This window comes from Streptomyces sp. NBC_01571 (assembly GCF_026339875.1).
Taxonomy (GTDB): domain Bacteria; phylum Actinomycetota; class Actinomycetes; order Streptomycetales; family Streptomycetaceae; genus Streptomyces.
Genome location: NZ_JAPEPZ010000001.1, coordinates 1,753,619 through 1,771,844 on the forward strand (window position 1 = coordinate 1,753,619; position 18,226 = coordinate 1,771,844).

Genomic DNA, 18,226 nt, shown 5'->3' on the forward strand with positions numbered 1-18,226 from the left:
CTCAGGGCTTCTTCCTGCCCCGGGGCACGATCATGTCCGTCAGCAGGGCCGCCCCCGGGGTGAGCGCGTCCCAGGAACTTCCGTGCCAGGCCAGGACAGCGATGGCGGAGGTCGGGAACTTCGTCCGTACGTCGTCCAGCGTGTCGTCGAGACTGTCCTCGGCCAGGTCGAGGACCAGTTCCTGGAGCCCCGGGTTGTGCCCGATCAGGAGCAACGTCATCATCTGGTCGGGGACTTCGTGCACGACCGCGAGCAACTCCGGTGCGCCGGCGCCGTACAGCCGCCGGTCGAACCGCGCCGGCGGCGGGGTACCCCACTGCTGCGCCGCCAACTCCCACGTCTGGCGGGCGCGTACGGCGGTGGAGCACAGGGCGAGGTCGGGCAGGCAGTCGGCGTCCGCGAGGGCGCGACCGGCCGCCGGGGCGTCGCGGCGGCCGCGGGGGGCGAGGGGCCGGTCGTGGTCGCCGATGCCCGTGGGCCAGGCGGACTTGGCGTGTCTGAGGACGACGAGTCTGCGCAGCGGGCCTGCTCCGGCGCGTGTGATCACCACTGCGTCCCGATGTCACGGGTGAGTTCGAGTCCGAGCAGCCGGTCCGCGTAGGCGTACGTCTCGAAGCGGGCGCCGTCCGGCACGTCCTCGGCGTGCTCGACACGTCGCAGCGCCTCCAGCACGGCGGGTACGTCGAGGTCGTCCTCCCATGCGGCGCGCAGCTCCTGGCGTACGTGCTCGGGAACGGGCCTGGACGGCCGGGTGGCCCAGCCGGCGACGGCCTTGCGCCAGCGCCCGAGCGTCTCGCGGGCACCGTCGAGGTCCGCGGCGGCGAGGTCGAGGGGCTGCCGGCGCGGGGTCGCGAGCAGGATCATCCGCAGCAGCGAGTGATCGGCGGTGCCGCTCACCGGGGCGACCTCGACACGGACGCCGTCGGGGTCGGCGTTCGAAGTCCCCGGGATCACGGGGTCCTGGTCGGTGATGGCCGGGTCCGTGGGCGCCTGGTCCGCGGAGGCTGTTCCTCCTGCGTCCGAGTTCCCGGAGGCCGACTGTCCGGGGGCCGGGTCCTCAGGGGCGCCGCCCGCGGACACGAGCACGTGCAGGGCCGGGCCCGCGCCGCCCCGCTCGCCCTCGGCCCGGCGGATGCCGAGCGCATCCGCGCGCGCCCTCAGTCCCGCGGGTGGGTCGGCCACCGTGACGACGGGGGTTCCGCCGAGTTCCAGGGCCCTGGCGAGGACGTCGGCGACCAGCAGGACCCGCAGCGCGGACAGGTCGTCACGCTCCACGTGCGCCTCGACGCGGGTCAGGCCCCGGCGGGCGCGGACGGCGTCGACGGTCTCGCCCGTTCGGGCGTCGGTGATACGCAGCACGAGGTGAGCGTAGGCGGCCGGAGGGCCGGGCGCAGGAAGGTGGCCCCCATTCCGGACAGTCGGCCCGCCGACCACCGGGCGGACCGGGAGGCCGGCGGGGGCGGCGAGGTCACCCGCCTGCCGCTCCTGCCCCCGGCCGGCCGGGGTGGGTCGGGTCAGGCGTCGAGGTCGTCGGCGAAGTGCCGGTATCCGTGCCGGTCCCGGTGGATGGTCCACAGGGCTTCCGCCAGGGCGTCGGGGTCCTTCCTCGGGTGCCCGGGGATGATCGCGCCGGGGATGACGAACTGCGCGACATGGATGCCGTCGGGGGCGAGCGCCTCGTGCAGCAGATGGCCGTAGGCGCTTTCGGCGGCGAAGGCGATGGAGGTGCCGGCGCGCTCGGTGTGCGGAATCGCGGCGGTGCCGCCGTTCACGAAGAGTACGGTGCCGCGGCCCAGCTCCCGCATGCCGGGCAGCACCTGGCGCACGGCGACGACCGGCCCGTACACCGAGAACTCGATCGGGCCGACGAGGTCGGCGGCGTCGGTCTCCAGGACGGGTCGCATGAAGTCCCGGTGCGGGACCGGGCTGTACTGCAGGACCTCGATGGGCCCCAGCGTCGCGGTGGCGGCGTCGAGAGCCGCCTCCAGCGCGGCCGGGTCGCGGACGTCGGCGGCGAAACCACTCGCCGTGAGACCCTCGCCGGCCAGCTCGGCGGCGAACGCGCGCGTCCGGTCCGCGTCGCGCGAGATGAGGGCGACGTCGAAGCCCGCGCGGCCGAACCGCCGCGCGACCGCGGCTCCGAGACCGGGTCCGGCTCCGACGATGGCGATGGTGGTCATGGTCTTCCTCGGGTGGTCTCGGTGCGGGCGGGCGGATCCGGGCGAGCGTACAAGTCCGAGCGGGGAGAGGCGGTGCGCGCCTCGCGTCAGCCCAGGGTCGAGGTGTCGATCACGAACCGGTAGCGCACGTCCGAGGCCATGACCTGCTCGTACGCCTCGTTGATCTTCCCGGCCGGAATGACCTCGACCTCCGCGCCGAGGCCGTGCCCGGCGCAGAAGTCGAGCATCTCCTGGGTCTCGGGGATGCCGCCGATCAGCGAACCGGCGTACGACCGGCCCCGCATGATGAGCGAGAACACGCTGATCGACAGGGGCTCCGCCGGGGCTCCGACATTGACCATGGCTCCGCCCACGGCCACCAGCGAGAGGTACGCGTCCAGGTCGAGCTTCGCGCTGACCGTGTTGACGACGAGGTCGAAGGAACCGGCGAGCTTCTCGAACGTCTCCGGGTCGCTGGTGGCGTGGTAGTGGTCGGCGCCCAGACGCAGGCCGTCGTCCATCTTCTTCAGCGACTGCGACAGCACGGTGACCTCGGCCCCCATCGCGTGGGCCAGTTTGACGGCCATGTGCCCGAGGCCACCGAGGCCGATGACGGCGACCCTGCTGCCGGGGCCCGTCCCCCAGCGCCGCAGCGGCGAGTACGTCGTGACGCCCGCGCACAGCAGGGGGGCCGCCTCGTCCAGACCGATGCCCTCGGGGATGGCGACGACGAAGTCCTCGGTGACGACCATGTGGGTGGAGTAGCCGCCCTGGGTGAGGGTGCCGTCCCTGTCGACGGAGCCGTAGGTGAGCGTGTTGCCCTCGAGGCAGTACTGCTCCTCGCCCCGCCGACAGGGCGCGCAGGTACGGCAGGAGTCGACCATGCAGCCGACGCCGACGCGGTCGCCGACGGCGTGCCTCGTGACCTCGGCTCCGACCTCGGTGACGATGCCGGAGATTTCGTGGCCGGGGACCAGGGGGTAGGCGGCCGGGCCCCATTCGCCGCGGACGTTGTGGATGTCCGAGTGGCAGATGCCGCAGTACCTGATCTCGATGAGGACGTCGTGGGGACCCACGTCACGGCGCTCGACGGTGACGGGACTGAGCGGTCCGGTCGCGGACGTGGCGGCGTACGCGTGAGCGGTGAGCACGATGTCTCCAGGATGGTGTGGGGGAAGTGACCACGAAGAGTCCCGGCGGGAACGGGGCACGTTCCCGAGCTTCCAGCCTGCTGTCCCTGCCCGCATCCCGGCAGACCGCGGGGTGCCGGGGAAGGACGTCCGGGGGTGTGACACGGCCCTTCGCCGTCCTGCCGCGCAGGTCACAGGACTGCCACACTGGTGCCCATGGCACGTGAGCGGCAGAACGGCATCAGCGGCGGCACGGATCTGGGGAGCTTCCTGCGCGCCCGTCGTACCCATGTGTCCCCGGAGGAGGCCGGTCTCCGGATCGGCCCCGCCCTGCGCCGCGCGCCCGGACTGCGCCGTGAGGAACTGGCCATGCTCGCCGGGGTGAGCATCGACTACTACACACGACTGGAGCGCGGCCGGGAGACCCGTCCCACCCCCGCGGTCGTGGACGCCCTCGCCGGTGCCCTCCATCTGGACACGCAGGAGCACGAACACCTGCGCGACCTCGTCGCGCGCGCCGCCCGCGGTGCGCCGCGGGCACCGGCGACACCCAGCCGCTCCGTGCGGCCCGGCGTCAGACTGCTCCTGGAGAACCTGCGGCCCAACCCCGCACACGTGGTCAGCCGTACGTCGGACCTGCTCGCCTGCAACCCTGGCGGGATGCGGCTCCTCGCCGGCCTGGACAAGTGGCCGGTGCACCGGCGCAACGTGGCGCGCTATGTGTTCCTGCACCCGGACGCGCCCTCGCTGTTCGACGACTGGGACGAACAGATCCGCGCCTGCGTCGGCCGGATGCGCGCCCTCGCCGGCACCGACCCCGACGCCCCCGACCTGGCCGAACTCGTCGACGAACTCCTCCTCAAGAGCCCCGATTTCGCCCGTCTGTGGGACCACTACGACGTACGGCTGCGCTCCCACGGCCACCGTACGTTCCACCATCCGGAGGTGGGCGACCTGACCCTCGGCTACCAGTCCATGCACCTCGAAGGCACCCCCGGCCACCGGCTCGTCGCGTACTACGCCGAGCCCGGCACTCCCGGCTACGACGCGATGGCCCGGCTCGACCGTCCGGGACCACCGTGCGGTTGAGGACACGGCCCGGCTCGACGGTGCCGTCGAGGACGTCCGGCACGAGTTCCTCGATGCGGCGCGGGCCGGAGCCCTGCCGTACTTCCCCGGGCCGTCGGGGAATCACCGTGTGCCCTCCGCTGTTTCCCGGCTGAACGCGATGAATTCCGCGGCAGGCACCCCAGGAGGACGACCGTGTACGGCGACCAGGCGACGATCCGCAAGATCCTGAACGAACTCGGCGACACCTGGGCGATCGTCGGCCTCTCCTCGAACGAGGGGCGTGCGGCGTACGGAGTCGCCGACGTCCTGCGGCGTCACGGCAAGCGGATCGTCCCCGTGCACCCGAAGGCCGAGACCGTCCACGGCGAGAAGGGTTATCCCTCGCTCGACGCGATCCCGTTCGACGTCGATGTCGTCGACGTCTTCGTCAACAGCGACCTCGCCGGGGCCGTGGCAGACGAGGCCGTCGCGATCGGCGCCGAGGCCGTCTGGTTCCAGCTCGGCGTCGTGGACGAGGCCGCGTACGACCGCACCCGCGCTGCCGGGCTCGACATGGTCATGGACCGCTGCCCCGCCATCGAGATCCCCCGCCTCGGCTGACCGGCCCCGCACCAGCCCGGTCCCGTGCGGTCGAACCCGGTTGACGCCGCGCGCCGCGGCCGGGTTTGCTGCCGCGGTGTCCACTCTTCTCTTCCGGCGGCCGGTCGACGAACCCGCCCTCGAAGCCTGGCGTCACGTCCACAACGTGATCGTCCCTCCCGCCGCCCTGTCGCTCGACGAGGTCCGGGAGCGGGCGGGCCGCAACCTCCTGGAGGTCGCCCACCTCGGCGACGTCCTGGTGGGCTGCACGACCGTGCGCCCGCCGAAGGACGACACCTCACCGGCGACGGTGATCGCCCGGGTGCTGCCCGAGCACCGCGGGCGGGGGTTCGGCGGGGAGCTTTACGAGCGGGGGCTGGGTCAGGCGCGGGCGCTGGGCGCCGAGGTGATCGAGACGGTCGTCCTCGCCTCGAACGAGGACGGGCTGCGCTTCGCCCTGAAGCAGGGATTCACCGAGATCGAGCGCTACGTGCTGCCGGGCGACACCACGGAGTGGATCGACCTGCGGCTGAACTGACCCGGCGCGTCACCCGACGAGGCCTTCGCCCGTCACCGGTCCCGATCGAGACACGCCATGACGGTCTCCGTGAGGAACGCAGGGGTGTGCCGGGCAGGCAGAGCAGCGGCTCGCCCTCCCCCATGACGTGGTGGGCGAGCGTGGTCCCGTCGGGGCGGAGAAGGCCGGCCCGACGTCATCCTCATGGCCGCGCGCGGACCACGGCAACCGGTTGACGCGGGGGTGGGCCGGGGTCCGGTCCGTCAGGCGACTCCGAGCCCCTCGATCACCACGGCGTTCGGCAGTTCGCCGAACGCCTTGCCCGGCACCAGCAGCTTGCCGCGCCGCCGGCCACTGCCGACCAGGACGTACGGCAGCTCGACGACCGCCGAGTCCACCAGCACGGGCCAGTCACCGGGCAGCCCGACGGGTGTGATGCCGCCGTACTCCATGCCGGTCTCACCGGTCGCCATGTCCATCGACGCGAACGAAGCCTTGCGGGCACCGAGTTGGCGGCGGACAACACCGTTGACGTCGACCCGGGTGGTGGAGAGGACCAGACACGCGGCCAGCGTGCTCTCCCCGCCGCGCCTGCCCGCGACGACCACGCAGTTGGCGGACTGCTCGAGCAGTTCCCTGCCGTAGTGCTCGACGAAGGTCGCGGTGTCGGCCCAGGCCGGGTCCGTGTCGACGTACACGATCTGCTCGGCGGGGACGGTGCCCCGCCAGGCGCGTACGGCGTCGGCGACCGGGCCGACGAGTTCGCCGAGGCACTCGGGAGCGGGCGTGGCGTGGTCGAAGTGTCCGATGGGGGCGCGCATTCCCGCACGGTAACAGCCGTTCGGGGGCACCCGGTCGGGGGTCTCAGTGCACGAGCGGGACCGATACCGCCATGACCATCTCCACGGGTACGGCGCCGTCATTGCCGTACCGGTGCGGGGTGTTGGCCTCGAAGGAAGCGCTCGCCCCCTCCGGCACGAGGTGGGGCACGCCGTCGACGGTGAGGGTCAGATCGCCGGCCGTGACATGGACGAGCTCCACGGTGCCCGTGGGGTGCGGGTCGGAGGGGCTGCCCTCGCCCGGCATCAGGCGCCAGTCCCACATCTCCAGCGGGCCGGGGGCCTCGGTGCCCGCGAGCAGCCGGTTGTAGCTGCCGGCGTCCGTGTGCCACAGCCGTACGGCCTGCTCGGCCGGGACGATCCGGACCTTGGGACCCTGTTCGTAGTCGAGGAGCGTGGTGATGCTGACGCCGAGCGCGTCGCCGATCTTGACGACGGTGCCGAGGCTGGGGTTGGTCCTGGCCTGCTCGATCTGGATGAGCATGCCGCGGCTGACTCCCGCGCGGGCCGCGAGCGCTTCCAGGGTGAAGCCGCGCTCGGTGCGCCAGCGCTTCACGTTGCGCGCCAGGGACTGGGTCAGCAGGTCGAGATCCGACACTTTTCGTCCAATATTCTGAATGACAGAGTTCAATAAAGTGAACTATGGTGTGGTGCACCCGATCGTTCACCGAACTGTACTGCGAGGCGACTCATGACAGCGCTCTTCGCCCTGGCCACCAGCCTCCTGTGGGGCCTGGCCGACTTCGGCGGAGGCCTGCTGACCCGGCGGACCCCCGCCCTCACCGTGGTCGTCGTCTCGCAGGCGGTCGCTGCGGGCGTCCTCGGCGTGATCGTGGCCGCGACCGGCGCCTTGAGCGAGGCAGGACCGAGGCTGTGGTTCGCGGCCGCGGCCGGCCTTGTGGGACCGGTCGCGCTGTTCTCGTTCTACAAGGCCCTCGCCCTGGGCCCGATGGGCGTGGTCTCGCCGCTCGGCTCCCTGGGCGTCGCCGTCCCCCTCACCGTGGGCCTCGCCCTCGGCGAGCGTCCCGGGCCGCTGCAGTTCGCGGGCATCGCGGTCGCCGTCGCCGGCGTGGTGCTCGCGGGCGGCCCGCAGTTCAGGGGCGCCCCCGTGCAGCGGCAGGCGATCCTGCTGACGCTGCTCGCGGCGCTCGGCTTCGGCACGGTGTTCGTCCTGATCGCGGAGGCGTCCTCGTCGGTCACCGGCCTGTTCCTCGCCCTGTTCGTGCAGCGGGTGACCAATGTCGTCGCGGGCGGCACGGCGCTGTGGACCTCGGTCCGGCACGGCTCCGCCGGGCTCCCCGAAGGCGGCTTCCCCTGGCGCGCTCTCCCGGCGTTCGCCTTCGTCGGCCTCGCCGATGTGGCGGCCAACGGCACCTACTCCGTCGCCGCCCACCACGGCCCGGTGACGGTGGCCGCCGTGCTCGCCTCGCTCTACCCGGTGGTCACGGCCCTGGCCGCGCGCGGCTTCCTCAGCGAACGGCTGCGCGGCGTCCAGGCGGCGGGCGCGGGCCTGGCGCTGGTCGGCACGGTCATGCTCGCGACGGGCTGAGCCAGGGACGGCCGCGCTCGCGACGAACCGGGGCGGGCCAGGCCGGTCGTCGGGTGAGCCGGGGCGGGTGGGCCGGGGCGGGCCCGGGTCGGCACGGTCATGCTCGCGACGGGCTGAGCCAGGGACGGCCGCGCTCGCGACGAACCGGGGCGGGCCAGGCCGGTCGTCGGGTGAGCCGGGGCGGGTGGGCCGGGGCGGGCCCGGGTCGGCACGGTCATCCTCGCGCGACGGGGCGGATCAGGACTCGGCGCGTACGTCCCCGGCGGCTTCCCCGGCCGCGAGGTCCAGCTCCGCGAGCCGGGCCACGGCCTCCTCGTCCAGCCCCGACAGCGCGAGCAGCTGCTCCGGCGTGACACCGTCGGGGATCGGCACGGGCGCCGGCGTGCGCAGCGGCGGCTGCCATCCGGCCGCCGGATCCCAGCGCCGTACGACCCGGGCCGGAGCGCCCGCCACGACCGCGTGGTCGGGCACCGCGCCCCGTACCACCGCGCCGGCCGCCACCACCACGTTCCGCCCGATCCGCGCTCCCGGCAGGATCACCGCCCCGGTGCCGATCCAGCAGCCGGGACCGATCTCCACCGGCTCCATCCGGGGCCACTGCTTGCCGATGGGCTCGTGCGGATCGTCGTAGGAGTGGTTGGTGGACGTCACGTACACGTACGGCCCGAAGTAGCAGTCGCTGCCGATGGTGACCGTCGTGTCGGCGATGACATGGCTGCCGCGGCCGAGCACCACGCCGTCGCCGAGGCGAAGGATCGGGTCGGGGCCGAGGTCGAGGTCGGGCATCAGCCCCGCGGTGAGGGTGACCTGCTCGCCGACGATGCAGTGGTCGCCGAGGTGGATCCAGGGCTCTCCGAAGACGGTGCCGAGCGGGAAGGCGAGTCTGGTACCCGTTCCGATCGCCCCGAAGCGCAGCCGCCCCGGGTGCTCGGCCGTGACCGAGGCCGTGCGCTGCATCCACGCCCAGCCCGCGTGGACGGCGCGCTGCACGAGGCGGCGCCGCCATGACGAGAACGCGTTCCTGTTGCTGGGCACTCGCTCACGGTACTCAGGGGGAGAACGGGCCAGCAGAGATCACGGCTGTGATCTTCGCCCCACCGGGTCGGGGATCATGGCATACGGTGCCGGTGTACCGACGACGAGGAGGCGGCGATGACGCAGCAGGCGCTGATCATGGGGATCGGCGGCAAGGATCCGCAGGTGGACCCGGAGGCCTTCACGGCACGCACGGCGGTGGTCATCGGGGACGTCACCCTGCGGACGGGCGCGAGCGTCTGGTACGGCGCGGTGCTGCGGGCCGACTGCGGGCCGATCGTCATCGGCGCCGACAGCAACATCCAGGACAACTGCACCCTGCACGTCGATCCCGGTTTCCCCGTCACCGTGGGCGAGCGGGTCTCGGTCGGGCACAACGCCGTGCTGCACGGGGCCACCGTCGAGGACGACTGCCTGATCGGGATGGGGGCCACGGTCCTCAACGGGGCGGTGATCGGCGCCGGTTCGCTGGTCGCGGCCCAGGCCCTGGTCCCGCAGGGGATGCGGGTCCCGCCCGGTTCGTTGGTGGCGGGCGTGCCCGCGAAGGTCAAGCGCCCGTTGACGGAGGAGGAGCGCGAGGGCCTCACTCTCAACGGCACCTTCTACGTGGAGCTGGCGAAGGCCCACAAGGACGCGGCGGAGAACACCGGGAGCTGATACGCACCCCTCGGGGGCGCGGGGAACGGCGTGACCGGTCGCGGCCGGGTCGCCGGTGCCGCGGCACCGGTCCCGGTGACGGGTCCTACTCGGCGGCGGCGACCGGCTCCGGCTGTGCCTCGTCCAGCTCGGCGGACACCCGCTTCGCCCGGCGCTTGACGACCAGCATCGAGGCGAGCCCGATGAGCACCGCCATCGCCAGTCCGACCCACGAGAACCGCTTCAGCCAGGACTCGGCGACGACACCGACGTAGTAGATGACCGCGGTGGTGCCCCCGGCCCAGATGATCCCGCCGAGCACGTTGGCGATCAGGAACTTCCAGTACGGCATCTTCAGCACACCGGCGAGCGGCCCCGCGAAGATGCGCAGAAGGGCGATGAAGCGGCCGAAGAAGACGGCCCACATGCCCCATTTCTGGAAGGACCGCTCGGCCGTCGCGATGTGTCCAGGACCGAAGTGCCGGGGGAACTTCCCACCGAGCCAGGCCAGCAGCGGCCGTCCGCCCTTGCGGCCGATCGCGTAGCCGATGGAGTCGCCGACGACCGCGCCGAGGCTGGCGCACGCCCCGAGGATGACGGGGTTGATCCCCGAGTGCTGGGAGGACAGCAGCGCCGCCGAGACCAGGATGATCTCGCCGGGCAGGGGTATACCCAGGCTCTCCAGGCCGATGACGAGGGCCACCAGCGCGTAGATGCTGACCGCGGGCACCGTCTCGAGCCAATCCTGGACGTGCAACGCCGGTTCCTCCCCGTCACGTGTATCCCGGCATGCGCTCGTGCGAGCGCATGCCGGGAAGCCTACCGCTCGGCCGAGCGCGACGGACTCCCACAGTTGGCACCGGTGCTCCTGCCGTACAGCCGCGCTCCCCCGGCAGCGGACTCGCTACCACTGATAGGGCAGGTACTTCCCGTCGAGGGTGATGACGACCCGGTCACCCTCTGGGTCGGGCACCCGCCGCACGTCGAGGCGGAAGTTGATGGCGCTCATGATGCCGTCGCCGCACTGCTCGTGGATGAGCTCCTTGATCGTCGGACCGTAGACCTGGACGACCTCGTAGAGCCGGTAGATCGTGGGGTCAACGGGGACGGCGGTCTCCAGGGCGCCTCGGGTCGGCTGGAGCTGGAAGGCGAGGACGGCGTCGTCGCCGAGTTCGAGGAGCGCCGCGGCCGTCGCCGCCTCCTCCTCGCGCATGGGGTGCTGCCCCAGCAGCGCGGCCGTCGTCCACGCGAGCGGCTTGCCGACGGCTTCGGCCAGTTGGGCCCAGGTGACCCCGGTCTTCACTTTGGCCTGACGGACGGCTTCGGCGGCCTCGCGCTTGCTGAGCATGTACATCTCCGTTCCCGGGCAACGACGTCGACACGTGGGGTCAGCCTAGGAGAACGCCATTCTCAGACAATGGCGCCGGGCGGGCACCGACTGCGCGGGATCCCGAGGGAGATGCCGTGAACGGCGGCACAGCGGGACGCGGCCGCACGGCGGAACAGCGGACGGCCCCGGCCGGCTCGGTGCCGGTGGGGCCGTCCGCCGTCGCGGGTGGTCCGCTCAGCCGTTCGGGCGCAGGGTCCAGACGACGGTCATCTCTCCGGTGACAGCGCCGTCCGCGCGCTGGATGGCGACGGCGACGGAGAACTCGGGCCGCATGCCCGCGTCGAGTTCTGCCACCACGTCGGCGGCCGGACGGCCGAGGGTCGCGGTGGCGGTGACCGGCCCCATCGCCAGCTTCTTGTAGGCGATCTCGGCGCGCACCGCGAGGGGCACGGCACGCGAGAGCTGCTCCCCGAAGGCCGCGAGGACGATCGCCCCGCTCGCCGACTCACCCAGGGTGAACATCGCTCCGGCGTGCGGGCCGCCGACATGGTTGTGGTACTCGCTCTGGTCCGGGAGGTTGACCACAGCCTTCTCCGGGGTGGTCTCCACGAACTCGAGATTCAGGGTCCGGGCCATCGGGACCGTGGCGGCGAGCATCTCGCCGATCGTCATCTGGTCTGCGCTCATACCCGAATGTTACCCGTGAGTAGAAAATCTTGGCCAGCACCCGGGCATGTGAAGAAAACGTAAAAATCCGCTCCCGATTCCTGACCGGTACATGGCTGAAGGTGAGCAGTGACCGAAACGTGGCACAGCCGCTACTAGGGTGACTGCCCATGTGGCCAGGACAGCAGCCGCCCGGGGGCGAGCAGAATCCGCAGAACCAGAATCCGCAGCAGCCCAACCCGTACCAGCAGCCGGGGTACCAGCAGCCCAACCCGTATCAGCAGCCGGGGTACCAGCAGCCCAATCCGTACGGGCAGCCGCAGTGGGGCGCCGGGCCGGAGTCGCCCGGGGCGCCCACGGTGCCCGGCGGACCGGGGGGCGGAAACGGGGGCGGCAACCGGACGAAGATCACCGCCATTGTCGCGGCCTCGGCCGTCGTGATCGCGGCGGGCGTCACCGGCTTCCTCGTCCTGGGCGGCAAGGACAAGGACGACAACGCGGGCGGCGATCCGTCCACGTCCGCGTCCCCGAAGACGTCCGCACCGACGTCCCCGAGCACGGGCGGGAGCGACGACAACCCGCGCGGCGGCGACGACGAGAAGCCGACCGTCGCGGGCTGGAAGGTCGTCGTCAACCCCAAGTGGGGCACCGCGTTCGACGTGCCGGCGGACTGGAACGTCGAAACGCCCGGCACCTTCATCGGCTTCGAGGACAAGAAGAAGGGCGACGGTTCCGCGCTCATCGGCATGTCCGCGCCCGCTTTCCTCAAGGAGAAGTGGTGCACGTCCGACGACGACAAGGACGGTCGTACGGACGACACGGCGCTCGCCGCCGCGGGCACCAAGGGACAGAGCGGCGCCAAGAACACCGACGACGTCGCGCGCAACGACTCGGCCTGGTGGGTCTTCGGCGGCTACACCGACCAGAAGGACGCGTCGAAGAAGCTGCTCAGAATCGGCAAGCCCGCGGCGTACACGACGGCTTCCGGGATCACGGGCAGCGTCGCCACGACGTATTCCGCCGGCGTCCCGAAGAAGGGCAAGTGCGACTCGGACGGCAAGGCGACCACGTTCGCCTTCAAGAACTCGGCCGGCGACTTCGTGTCCTGGACGCTCTACAGCGCGAAGGGGGTCGGCGAGGAGGTCCCCGACGCCACGGTCCGGAAGATATTGAGCACGGTCCGGCTGCACGGTGAGCCGACGGGGTCGTGAGCGCTGCACGGTGAGCCGACGGGGTCGTGAGCGACCCCGGGGAGCCCTGAGCCGCCGCGCGGGTACGTGAGCGGTGTGCGGAGGGCGTGCACCGGGTTTGGCAAGTCGGGCACCGGGCGGCGAAAGTGGCCCGGTGACCTCTGCCGCCGACCTCCGTCGACACCCGCGCCGTCCTTCCTGGGCGGGCCGGAACTACACCCTGCTGACCGCCGCCGCGGTCGTCACCAACCTGGGCAGCCAGGGCGCGCTGATCGCCGCGGCGTTCGCGGTGCTCGCAACGGGCGGCGACGGCGGTGACGTCGGCCTGGTGGCGGCGGCGCGGACCCTGCCGCTGGTCCTCTTCCTGCTGATCGGCGGCGCGGTGGCGGACCGGCTGCCGCGCCATCGGGTGATGGTCGCGGCCAACGCCCTCAACTGCGTCTCGCAGGCGGCGTTCGCGCTTCTGGTGCTGTCCGGCGAACCGCGGCTGTGGCAGATGCTCCTGCTGTCCGCGCTCGGCGGCACCGGGCAGGCGTTCTTCAGTCCGGCCGCCGAGGGCATGCTGATGTCCTCGGTCGACGGAGAGCAGGCGAGCCGCGCCTTCGCCATGTTCCGGATGGCGATGCAGGGCGCGGGGCTCGGCGGGGCGGCACTCGGCGGCGCGATGGTGGCGGTGATCGGGCCCGGGTGGGTCCTCGCGGTGGACGCGGTGGCGTTCGCCCTCGCCGGGGCACTGCGCTCGTTCCTCGACGTGAGTCACATACCCCCGCGCCGGCCCGGCGACGGGCTGCTCTCCGATCTCCGCGAGGGCTGGCGGGAATTCGTCGGACGGCCCTGGCTGTGGACGGTCGTCGCGCAGTTCTCCGTGGTGGTCGCCGTCGTGGGCGCCGCCGACGCGGTCTACGGTCCGCTGGTCGCCCGGGACAGCCTCGGCGGGCCGGGGCCCTGGGGTCTGGCCCTCGGCGCGTTCGGTGCGGGCACCGTCGGCGGCGCGCTGCTGATGACCCGTTGGAAGCCGCGCCGGCTGCTGCTCGCGGGCACCCTCTGCGTCTTCCCGCTCGCCGCGCCGGCCGCCGCGCTCGCGGTCCCGGTGCCGTTGGTGCCGCTGTGTGCCGTGATGTTCGTCAGCGGGGCGGCGATAGAGGTGTTCGGTGTCTCGTGGATGACCGCGCTGCACCAGGAGATCCCCGAGGACAAGCTCTCCCGTGTCTCGGCGTACGACTGGTTCGGGTCGATCGCGATGGTCCCGCTGGCCACGGCCCTGGCGGGTCCGGCGGAGCAGGCCTTCGGCCGGACGGCCGCCCTGTGGGGCTGCTCGACACTGGTCGTCGTGGTCACGGCGGCGGTGCTTTTCGTACCGGACGTACGGAATCTGACCAGGCGGACCAGGCCGGTGGCGCAGGGATCGCCGTCGGTGGACGTCGAACGCGTGTCAGCCGATGCCGAAGGCGCCGCCGGGCGGTTCGGGTGAGGGGACCGCGTCCTCGTCGCGGACGGGTGCGGCACCGCCGATGAACCTCCGCAGCGCGGAGCCGTGTTCCACCCGCGCCGGGAACGCGTCCGAGGCGGTGCGGCGGGCGAGAGCGGCCGTGTCGAGCGGGTGGTGGGAGGCCACCAGCACCGCGTTGCCGAAACGCCGTCCGCGCAGCACGCCCGGTTCGGCGATCACCGCCAGTTCCTCGAACACCTCCGAGAACGTGGCGAGTTGGGAGCGCAGGAAGGTGAAGGGGGCGGAGTCGGCGAGGTTGGCCAGGTAGACGCCGTCGGTGCGCAGGACCCGCCCGGCGGCCTGCGCGTACGCCGTGGACGTCAGGTGCGCGGGGACGCGCGAGCCGCCGAAGACATCCGCGATCACGATGTCGACGGAGGCGGGCGCGGCGGATTCGAGCCACTCCCGGGCGTCCGCGCCGTGCACGGTGACACCGGCGTCGTCGGCCACGGGCAGGTGCTCGGCGATCAGGGCCAGCAGACCCCGGTCGGCCTCGACCACGTCCTGACGTGCGCCTGGCCGGGTCGCGGCCACATAGCGGGGCAGTGTCAGCGCGCCCCCGCCGAGGTGCAGCACGTCCGGGCTGTGTCCCGGCGCGACGACGGTGTCCAGCACGTGCCCGAGCCGTCGCGCGTACTCGAACTCCAGATGCGTGGGCTCGTCCAGGTCCACGTACGACTGCGGTGCCCCGTCGACCGTCAACAGCCAGGCCCGCTTCCGGTCGACGTCCGGCATCAGTTTGGCGGTCCCGTGATCCACGGCCCGCATCACGGGTATCGGCTCGTCCACGCGTCCATTGTGCCGCCCCTGCCGCCGCCCACGGCCCGGTGCCCGTATCCGGGTGATCTCCCACCACGGCACAGCCCCCAGCGACCGGTCCCCCGGCGCCCTGGCCGCGCGGCACGGCCGGCCGCCCCGCCGCGGCCCCGACGCCCGACCACCGGCCGACTCCCCGCCCACCGAACCACCCACCGATCCGCCCGCCGACCGGCCCGGGACCGGGCTGCCTACCGGCCCCCGACCCGAGCCACCCGGCCCGCACCGCACCCGCCGGACGCCCGGCCCCCGAAGCACGCCCGATCCACCCGCGCGCGCCCGGCGCCACGACGCCCGGTCCCCTCGCGCGCCCGGCACCACGACGGTGGGCGCCCCCGCGTGAGCCCTCGGCGGCCAGGCTCACCAGGGGCGCCGACGCCGGACGAACCGGGTGCCCGCTCCTTTCGCAGCGGGCACCCGTACCGCCCGTACCGCCCCCCGGCCGTCAGCCGACCGAGGTCACCGTCCCCGCGCCGACCGTCCGGCCGCCCTCACGGATCGCGAAACCCAGGCCGGGCTCCAGCGGCACGTCGCGTCCCAGCTCGACCGTCATCGTGACGGTGTCGCCGGGTCGGGCGACCGTCCGCTCGCCGAGGTCGACATCGCCGACCACGTCCGCGGTACGGATGTAGAACTGCGGCCGGTACCCGGTGGCGACCGGCGTCGTCCGTCCGCCCTCGCCCGACGACAGGACGTACACCTGCGCCGAGAAGCGGCGGCCGGGCACGACGCTGCCGGGCGCGGCGACGATGTGCCCGCGCCGTACGGCGTCCCGGGGCACCCCGCGCAGCAGCAGCGCCACGTTGTCCCCGGCCTGCGCCTCCGCCATGGGCTTTCCGAAGGTCTCCAGACCAGTGACCACCGTGTCGACGGCGGCCCCGAGCACTTCGACGCGGTCGCCGACCCGGATCGTGCCGCGCTCGACGGCGCCCGTGACGACGGTTCCGCGCCCGGTGATGGTGAGCACGTTCTCGACCGGCAGCAGGAACGGCGCGTCGACGTACCGCTCGGGCATCGGCACGTACGTGTCCACCGCGTCGAGCAACGCGTCGATCGCCGCGGTCCAGCGGGGGTCCCCCTCCAGCGCCCTGAGACCGGAGACCCGGACGACGGGGACGGACTCGCCTCCGTAGCCGTGCGCGGAGAGCAGTTCGCGGACCTCCAGCTCCACGAGGTCGGTGAGCTCCTCGTCGCCCGCGTCGGCCTTGTTCAGGGCGACGACGATGTGGTCGACGCCCACCTGCCGGGCGAGCAGCACGTGCTCGGCGGTCTGCGGCATGATCCCGTCGAGCGCGGAGACGACGAGGATCGCCCCGTCGAGCTGCGCCGCGCCGGTGACCATGTTCTTGATGTAGTCGGCGTGGCCCGGCATGTCGACGTGCGCGTAGTGCCGGGTGTCGGTCTCGTACTCGACGTGCGCGATGTTGATGGTGATGCCGCGCGCGGCCTCCTCCGGCGCGCGGTCGATGCGGTCGAAGGGCACGAACGTGCCGGAGCCGCGGTCGGCGAGAACCTTGGTGATGGCGGCGGTCAGGGTGGTCTTGCCGTGGTCGACATGACCCATGGTGCCGATGTTCAGGTGCGGCTTGGTGCGCACGTAAGCCGTCTTGGGCATGGCTGTACCTCGAAGCCTCTTGGATGTCAGCGGAGCTGAGTGAGGGCCCCGGCGCTCACGGCCGGGACGGGGACCCCGAGGATCTGCCGACCCTCCCCCTGCGGGGTCCGCCGGACAATCCGGGAAGGGTCAGCTTCGGGCGCCGTCGACGGCTGCCACGATGATCGGGACGGCAGCCTTCGGCGCATCCGCGACTGCGGATGCTGCGAAGAGGAAGGCGTGCCGGAACATGAGGCGATCATCGCCGACATGTCCGGCCGCGTCGAATGGTTTTCCGCGCCACCGGGTCGCGTGCCGGTGCGTGGTGCTGCCGGTGCGTCAGGAGCGCACGGCCCAGGGGTCGATGCGGGGGCGACGGGCCATCGGCGGGCGCCCGGAGGAGAGTTGTCTCACACGGCGGCGCGCCGGGTCGACGGCGCGGCGGGGGAAGCGGTGCTTCGCCGGCGGCCGGCCCAGCGGGGCCGCGGTGACGGGGTCCGCGTCCACCGGGGCCGCGGCGCTGGGAAGGACCGTGCGGGACGGCGTGCGGCGATCGCGCGTGGTCAGACCGCGGAAGGGGCGACGTCGCTCATGTACGGCCGCTCGGCCATGGCCCGTTGCGGATCGTCCGCCGCGACGCCGGCGACCGTGAACCGTGCCGGCACCATGTCCTCGAGGTGCCGTCCGGCATCTCGAACCGGGCATCCGGCGTTCCGGAAGCTGTGACGCCCATGAGACGAACCATACGGCGATCACACGCACGGGTCGGTTAGTGTCGCCGAATGCTCGATGCCACCACCCGCTCTGGGGGCACCGCCACGGCCGTCCCCGCGGCCCCCGCCACGGAGCTCCCCCTCGCCGCGGAGCTCGCCGTCTCCACTCCCACGGGCCTCGCCGCCCGGTGCACGAGAGTCGTGCTCTCGCCCTGGTCCCGGCTCTCCCTGTTGCTGGTGCTGCTCGCGGCGTCCGCGGCGAGCGTGCTGTTCCTCGAACCGCAGCGACTGCTCTCGGACGGCTGGCCACCGCAGCTCAGCGGTGCCGCCGCCGCCGTGGTCTTCGGGGTGGCGTACGGGCTGTGCACGGTGGCGTTCGTGCCCCGGCCGTTGCTCAATCTCGCCGCCGGCGCCCTGTTCGGCTCCCAGCTCGGTCTCACCACGGCGCTCGCGGGTACGGTGCTCGGCGCCGGGATTGCCTTCGGGCTCGGCCGGATCCTCGGGCAGGACGCACTGCGGCCGCTGCTGCGCGCCCGTTGGCTGAAGGCGGCCGACGGACAGCTCAGCCGGCACGGCTTCCGCACGATGATGATGGCCCGTCTGTTCCCCGGAGTGCCCTTCTGGGCGGCGAACTACTGCGCTGCCGTCTCCCGTATGGGCTGGCTGCCGTTCCTCCTGGCCACGGCCCTGGGTTCGGTCCCGAACACCGCCGCGTACGCCGTCGCCGGCGCCCGCGCCTCGGCACCGACCTCGCCCGCCTTCCTGATCGCGATGGGCTTCATCGCGGTGCCCGCGCTGGCGGGCGCCGTCGTGGCCTGGCGCAAGCGCCACCACCTGCGCGGACGCTGACACCACGGACCCAGGACGCTCGCGAAGACCGCCGAACGCGCCGGATCCGCGACTGCACGGACGC

20 protein-coding genes are annotated in these 18,226 nt (G+C 72.7%); 8 read left to right on the plus strand and 12 right to left on the minus strand.

Features of this window, described 5'->3' with window-relative positions:
- Position 1 precedes the first annotated feature (1 nt).
- The 4 genes from OHB41_RS07985 to OHB41_RS08000 form a co-directional block, all read right to left on the minus strand.
- A complete protein-coding gene (locus tag OHB41_RS07985; protein ID WP_266705730.1) occupies positions 2 to 547 on the minus strand; it encodes a SixA phosphatase family protein in 546 nt (181 codons plus the stop codon).
- Complete coding sequence (locus OHB41_RS07990; protein ID WP_266697255.1) at positions 544 to 1,359, minus strand: cysteine--tRNA ligase; 816 nt, start codon at positions 1,357 to 1,359, stop codon at positions 544 to 546. The genes OHB41_RS07985 and OHB41_RS07990 overlap by 4 nt, the downstream gene beginning before the upstream one ends.
- A gap of 155 nt (positions 1,360 to 1,514) precedes the next feature.
- The gene (locus OHB41_RS07995) at positions 1,515 to 2,180 is read right to left on the minus strand and encodes an SDR family NAD(P)-dependent oxidoreductase (RefSeq protein ID WP_266697256.1); all 666 of its coding nucleotides are present in this window, start codon (positions 2,178 to 2,180) and stop codon (positions 1,515 to 1,517) included.
- An 86-nt stretch (positions 2,181 to 2,266) separates the two neighbouring features.
- On the minus strand, positions 2,267 to 3,310 hold the full coding sequence (locus OHB41_RS08000; RefSeq protein ID WP_266697257.1) for an NAD(P)-dependent alcohol dehydrogenase: 1,044 nt from the start codon (positions 3,308 to 3,310) through the stop codon (positions 2,267 to 2,269).
- 195 nt (positions 3,311 to 3,505) lie between these two features.
- Between OHB41_RS08000 and OHB41_RS08005 the strand changes: the two genes are divergently transcribed.
- From OHB41_RS08005 to OHB41_RS08015, 3 genes are all read left to right on the plus strand, one after another.
- A complete protein-coding gene (locus OHB41_RS08005; protein WP_266697258.1) occupies positions 3,506 to 4,378 on the plus strand; it encodes a helix-turn-helix transcriptional regulator in 873 nt (290 codons plus the stop codon).
- A 174-nt stretch (positions 4,379 to 4,552) separates the two neighbouring features.
- Positions 4,553 to 4,960 carry a CoA-binding protein gene (locus tag OHB41_RS08010; protein ID WP_266697259.1) on the plus strand — a complete coding sequence of 136 codons (408 nt, stop codon included), beginning with the start codon at positions 4,553 to 4,555 and terminating at the stop codon, positions 4,958 to 4,960.
- Positions 4,961 to 5,036: 76 nt separating this feature from the next.
- Positions 5,037 to 5,477, plus strand: coding sequence for a GNAT family N-acetyltransferase (locus OHB41_RS08015; RefSeq protein ID WP_266697260.1), 441 nt, complete (start codon positions 5,037 to 5,039; stop codon positions 5,475 to 5,477).
- Positions 5,478 to 5,719: 242 nt separating this feature from the next.
- Here the strand turns inward: OHB41_RS08015 and OHB41_RS08020 are convergent, their stop codons facing one another.
- Together OHB41_RS08020 and OHB41_RS08025 are read right to left on the minus strand one after the other, a co-directional pair.
- Positions 5,720 to 6,277: a YbaK/EbsC family protein gene (locus tag OHB41_RS08020; protein ID WP_266697261.1), complete on the minus strand. Its 558-nt coding sequence runs from the start codon at positions 6,275 to 6,277 to the stop codon at positions 5,720 to 5,722.
- Positions 6,278 to 6,320: 43 nt separating this feature from the next.
- Positions 6,321 to 6,893, minus strand: coding sequence for a helix-turn-helix domain-containing protein (locus OHB41_RS08025; protein ID WP_266697262.1), 573 nt, complete (start codon positions 6,891 to 6,893; stop codon positions 6,321 to 6,323).
- A 93-nt stretch (positions 6,894 to 6,986) separates the two neighbouring features.
- On the opposite strand from OHB41_RS08025, the gene OHB41_RS08030 reads away from it, so the two are divergent.
- A complete protein-coding gene (locus tag OHB41_RS08030) occupies positions 6,987 to 7,844 on the plus strand; it encodes an EamA family transporter (protein WP_266697263.1) in 858 nt (285 codons plus the stop codon).
- Positions 7,845 to 8,081: 237 nt separating this feature from the next.
- On the opposite strand, the gene OHB41_RS08035 is transcribed toward OHB41_RS08030, so the two are convergent.
- Positions 8,082 to 8,879, minus strand: a complete 798-nt coding sequence (locus OHB41_RS08035; RefSeq protein WP_266697264.1) for an acyltransferase — start codon at positions 8,877 to 8,879, stop codon at positions 8,082 to 8,084.
- A gap of 117 nt (positions 8,880 to 8,996) precedes the next feature.
- On the opposite strand from OHB41_RS08035, the gene OHB41_RS08040 reads away from it, so the two are divergent.
- Complete coding sequence (locus OHB41_RS08040; RefSeq protein ID WP_266697265.1) at positions 8,997 to 9,536, plus strand: gamma carbonic anhydrase family protein; 540 nt, start codon at positions 8,997 to 8,999, stop codon at positions 9,534 to 9,536.
- Between the two features lie 85 nt (positions 9,537 to 9,621).
- Here OHB41_RS08040 and OHB41_RS08045 read toward each other — a convergent pair whose 3' ends face one another.
- The 3 genes from OHB41_RS08045 to OHB41_RS08055 all read right to left on the minus strand — a co-directional run bounded on the left by OHB41_RS08045 (position 9,622) and on the right by OHB41_RS08055 (position 11,532).
- Entirely contained in the window at positions 9,622 to 10,272 is a 651-nt protein-coding gene (locus tag OHB41_RS08045) for a DedA family protein (protein ID WP_266697266.1), read from the minus strand.
- A gap of 147 nt (positions 10,273 to 10,419) precedes the next feature.
- Entirely contained in the window at positions 10,420 to 10,863 is a 444-nt protein-coding gene (gene cynS / locus OHB41_RS08050; RefSeq protein WP_266697267.1) for a cyanase, read from the minus strand.
- Positions 10,864 to 11,079: 216 nt separating this feature from the next.
- Positions 11,080 to 11,532, minus strand: coding sequence for a DUF4442 domain-containing protein (locus OHB41_RS08055; protein ID WP_266697268.1), 453 nt, complete (start codon positions 11,530 to 11,532; stop codon positions 11,080 to 11,082).
- A gap of 149 nt (positions 11,533 to 11,681) precedes the next feature.
- Here OHB41_RS08055 and OHB41_RS08060 point away from each other — a divergent pair, with 149 nt between their 5' ends.
- Both OHB41_RS08060 and OHB41_RS08065 read left to right on the plus strand, forming a co-directional pair.
- A complete protein-coding gene (locus OHB41_RS08060; protein WP_266697269.1) occupies positions 11,682 to 12,722 on the plus strand; it encodes a DUF8017 domain-containing protein in 1,041 nt (346 codons plus the stop codon).
- Positions 12,723 to 12,855: 133 nt separating this feature from the next.
- Positions 12,856 to 14,172: an MFS transporter gene (locus OHB41_RS08065; protein ID WP_266697270.1), complete on the plus strand. Its 1,317-nt coding sequence runs from the start codon at positions 12,856 to 12,858 to the stop codon at positions 14,170 to 14,172.
- On the opposite strand, the gene OHB41_RS08070 is transcribed toward OHB41_RS08065, so the two are convergent.
- Both OHB41_RS08070 and tuf read right to left on the minus strand, forming a co-directional pair.
- Positions 14,134 to 14,979 carry a spermidine synthase gene (locus tag OHB41_RS08070; protein WP_266697271.1) on the minus strand — a complete coding sequence of 282 codons (846 nt, stop codon included), beginning with the start codon at positions 14,977 to 14,979 and terminating at the stop codon, positions 14,134 to 14,136. The genes OHB41_RS08065 and OHB41_RS08070 overlap by 39 nt on opposite strands.
- A gap of 472 nt (positions 14,980 to 15,451) precedes the next feature.
- Positions 15,452 to 16,621, minus strand: coding sequence for an elongation factor Tu (tuf, locus tag OHB41_RS08075; protein WP_266697272.1), 1,170 nt, complete (start codon positions 16,619 to 16,621; stop codon positions 15,452 to 15,454).
- A 761-nt stretch (positions 16,622 to 17,382) separates the two neighbouring features.
- Between tuf and OHB41_RS08080 the strand changes: the two genes are divergently transcribed.
- A complete protein-coding gene (locus tag OHB41_RS08080; RefSeq protein WP_266697273.1) occupies positions 17,383 to 18,162 on the plus strand; it encodes a TVP38/TMEM64 family protein in 780 nt (259 codons plus the stop codon).
- The last annotated feature ends 64 nt before the right edge of the window (positions 18,163 to 18,226 follow it).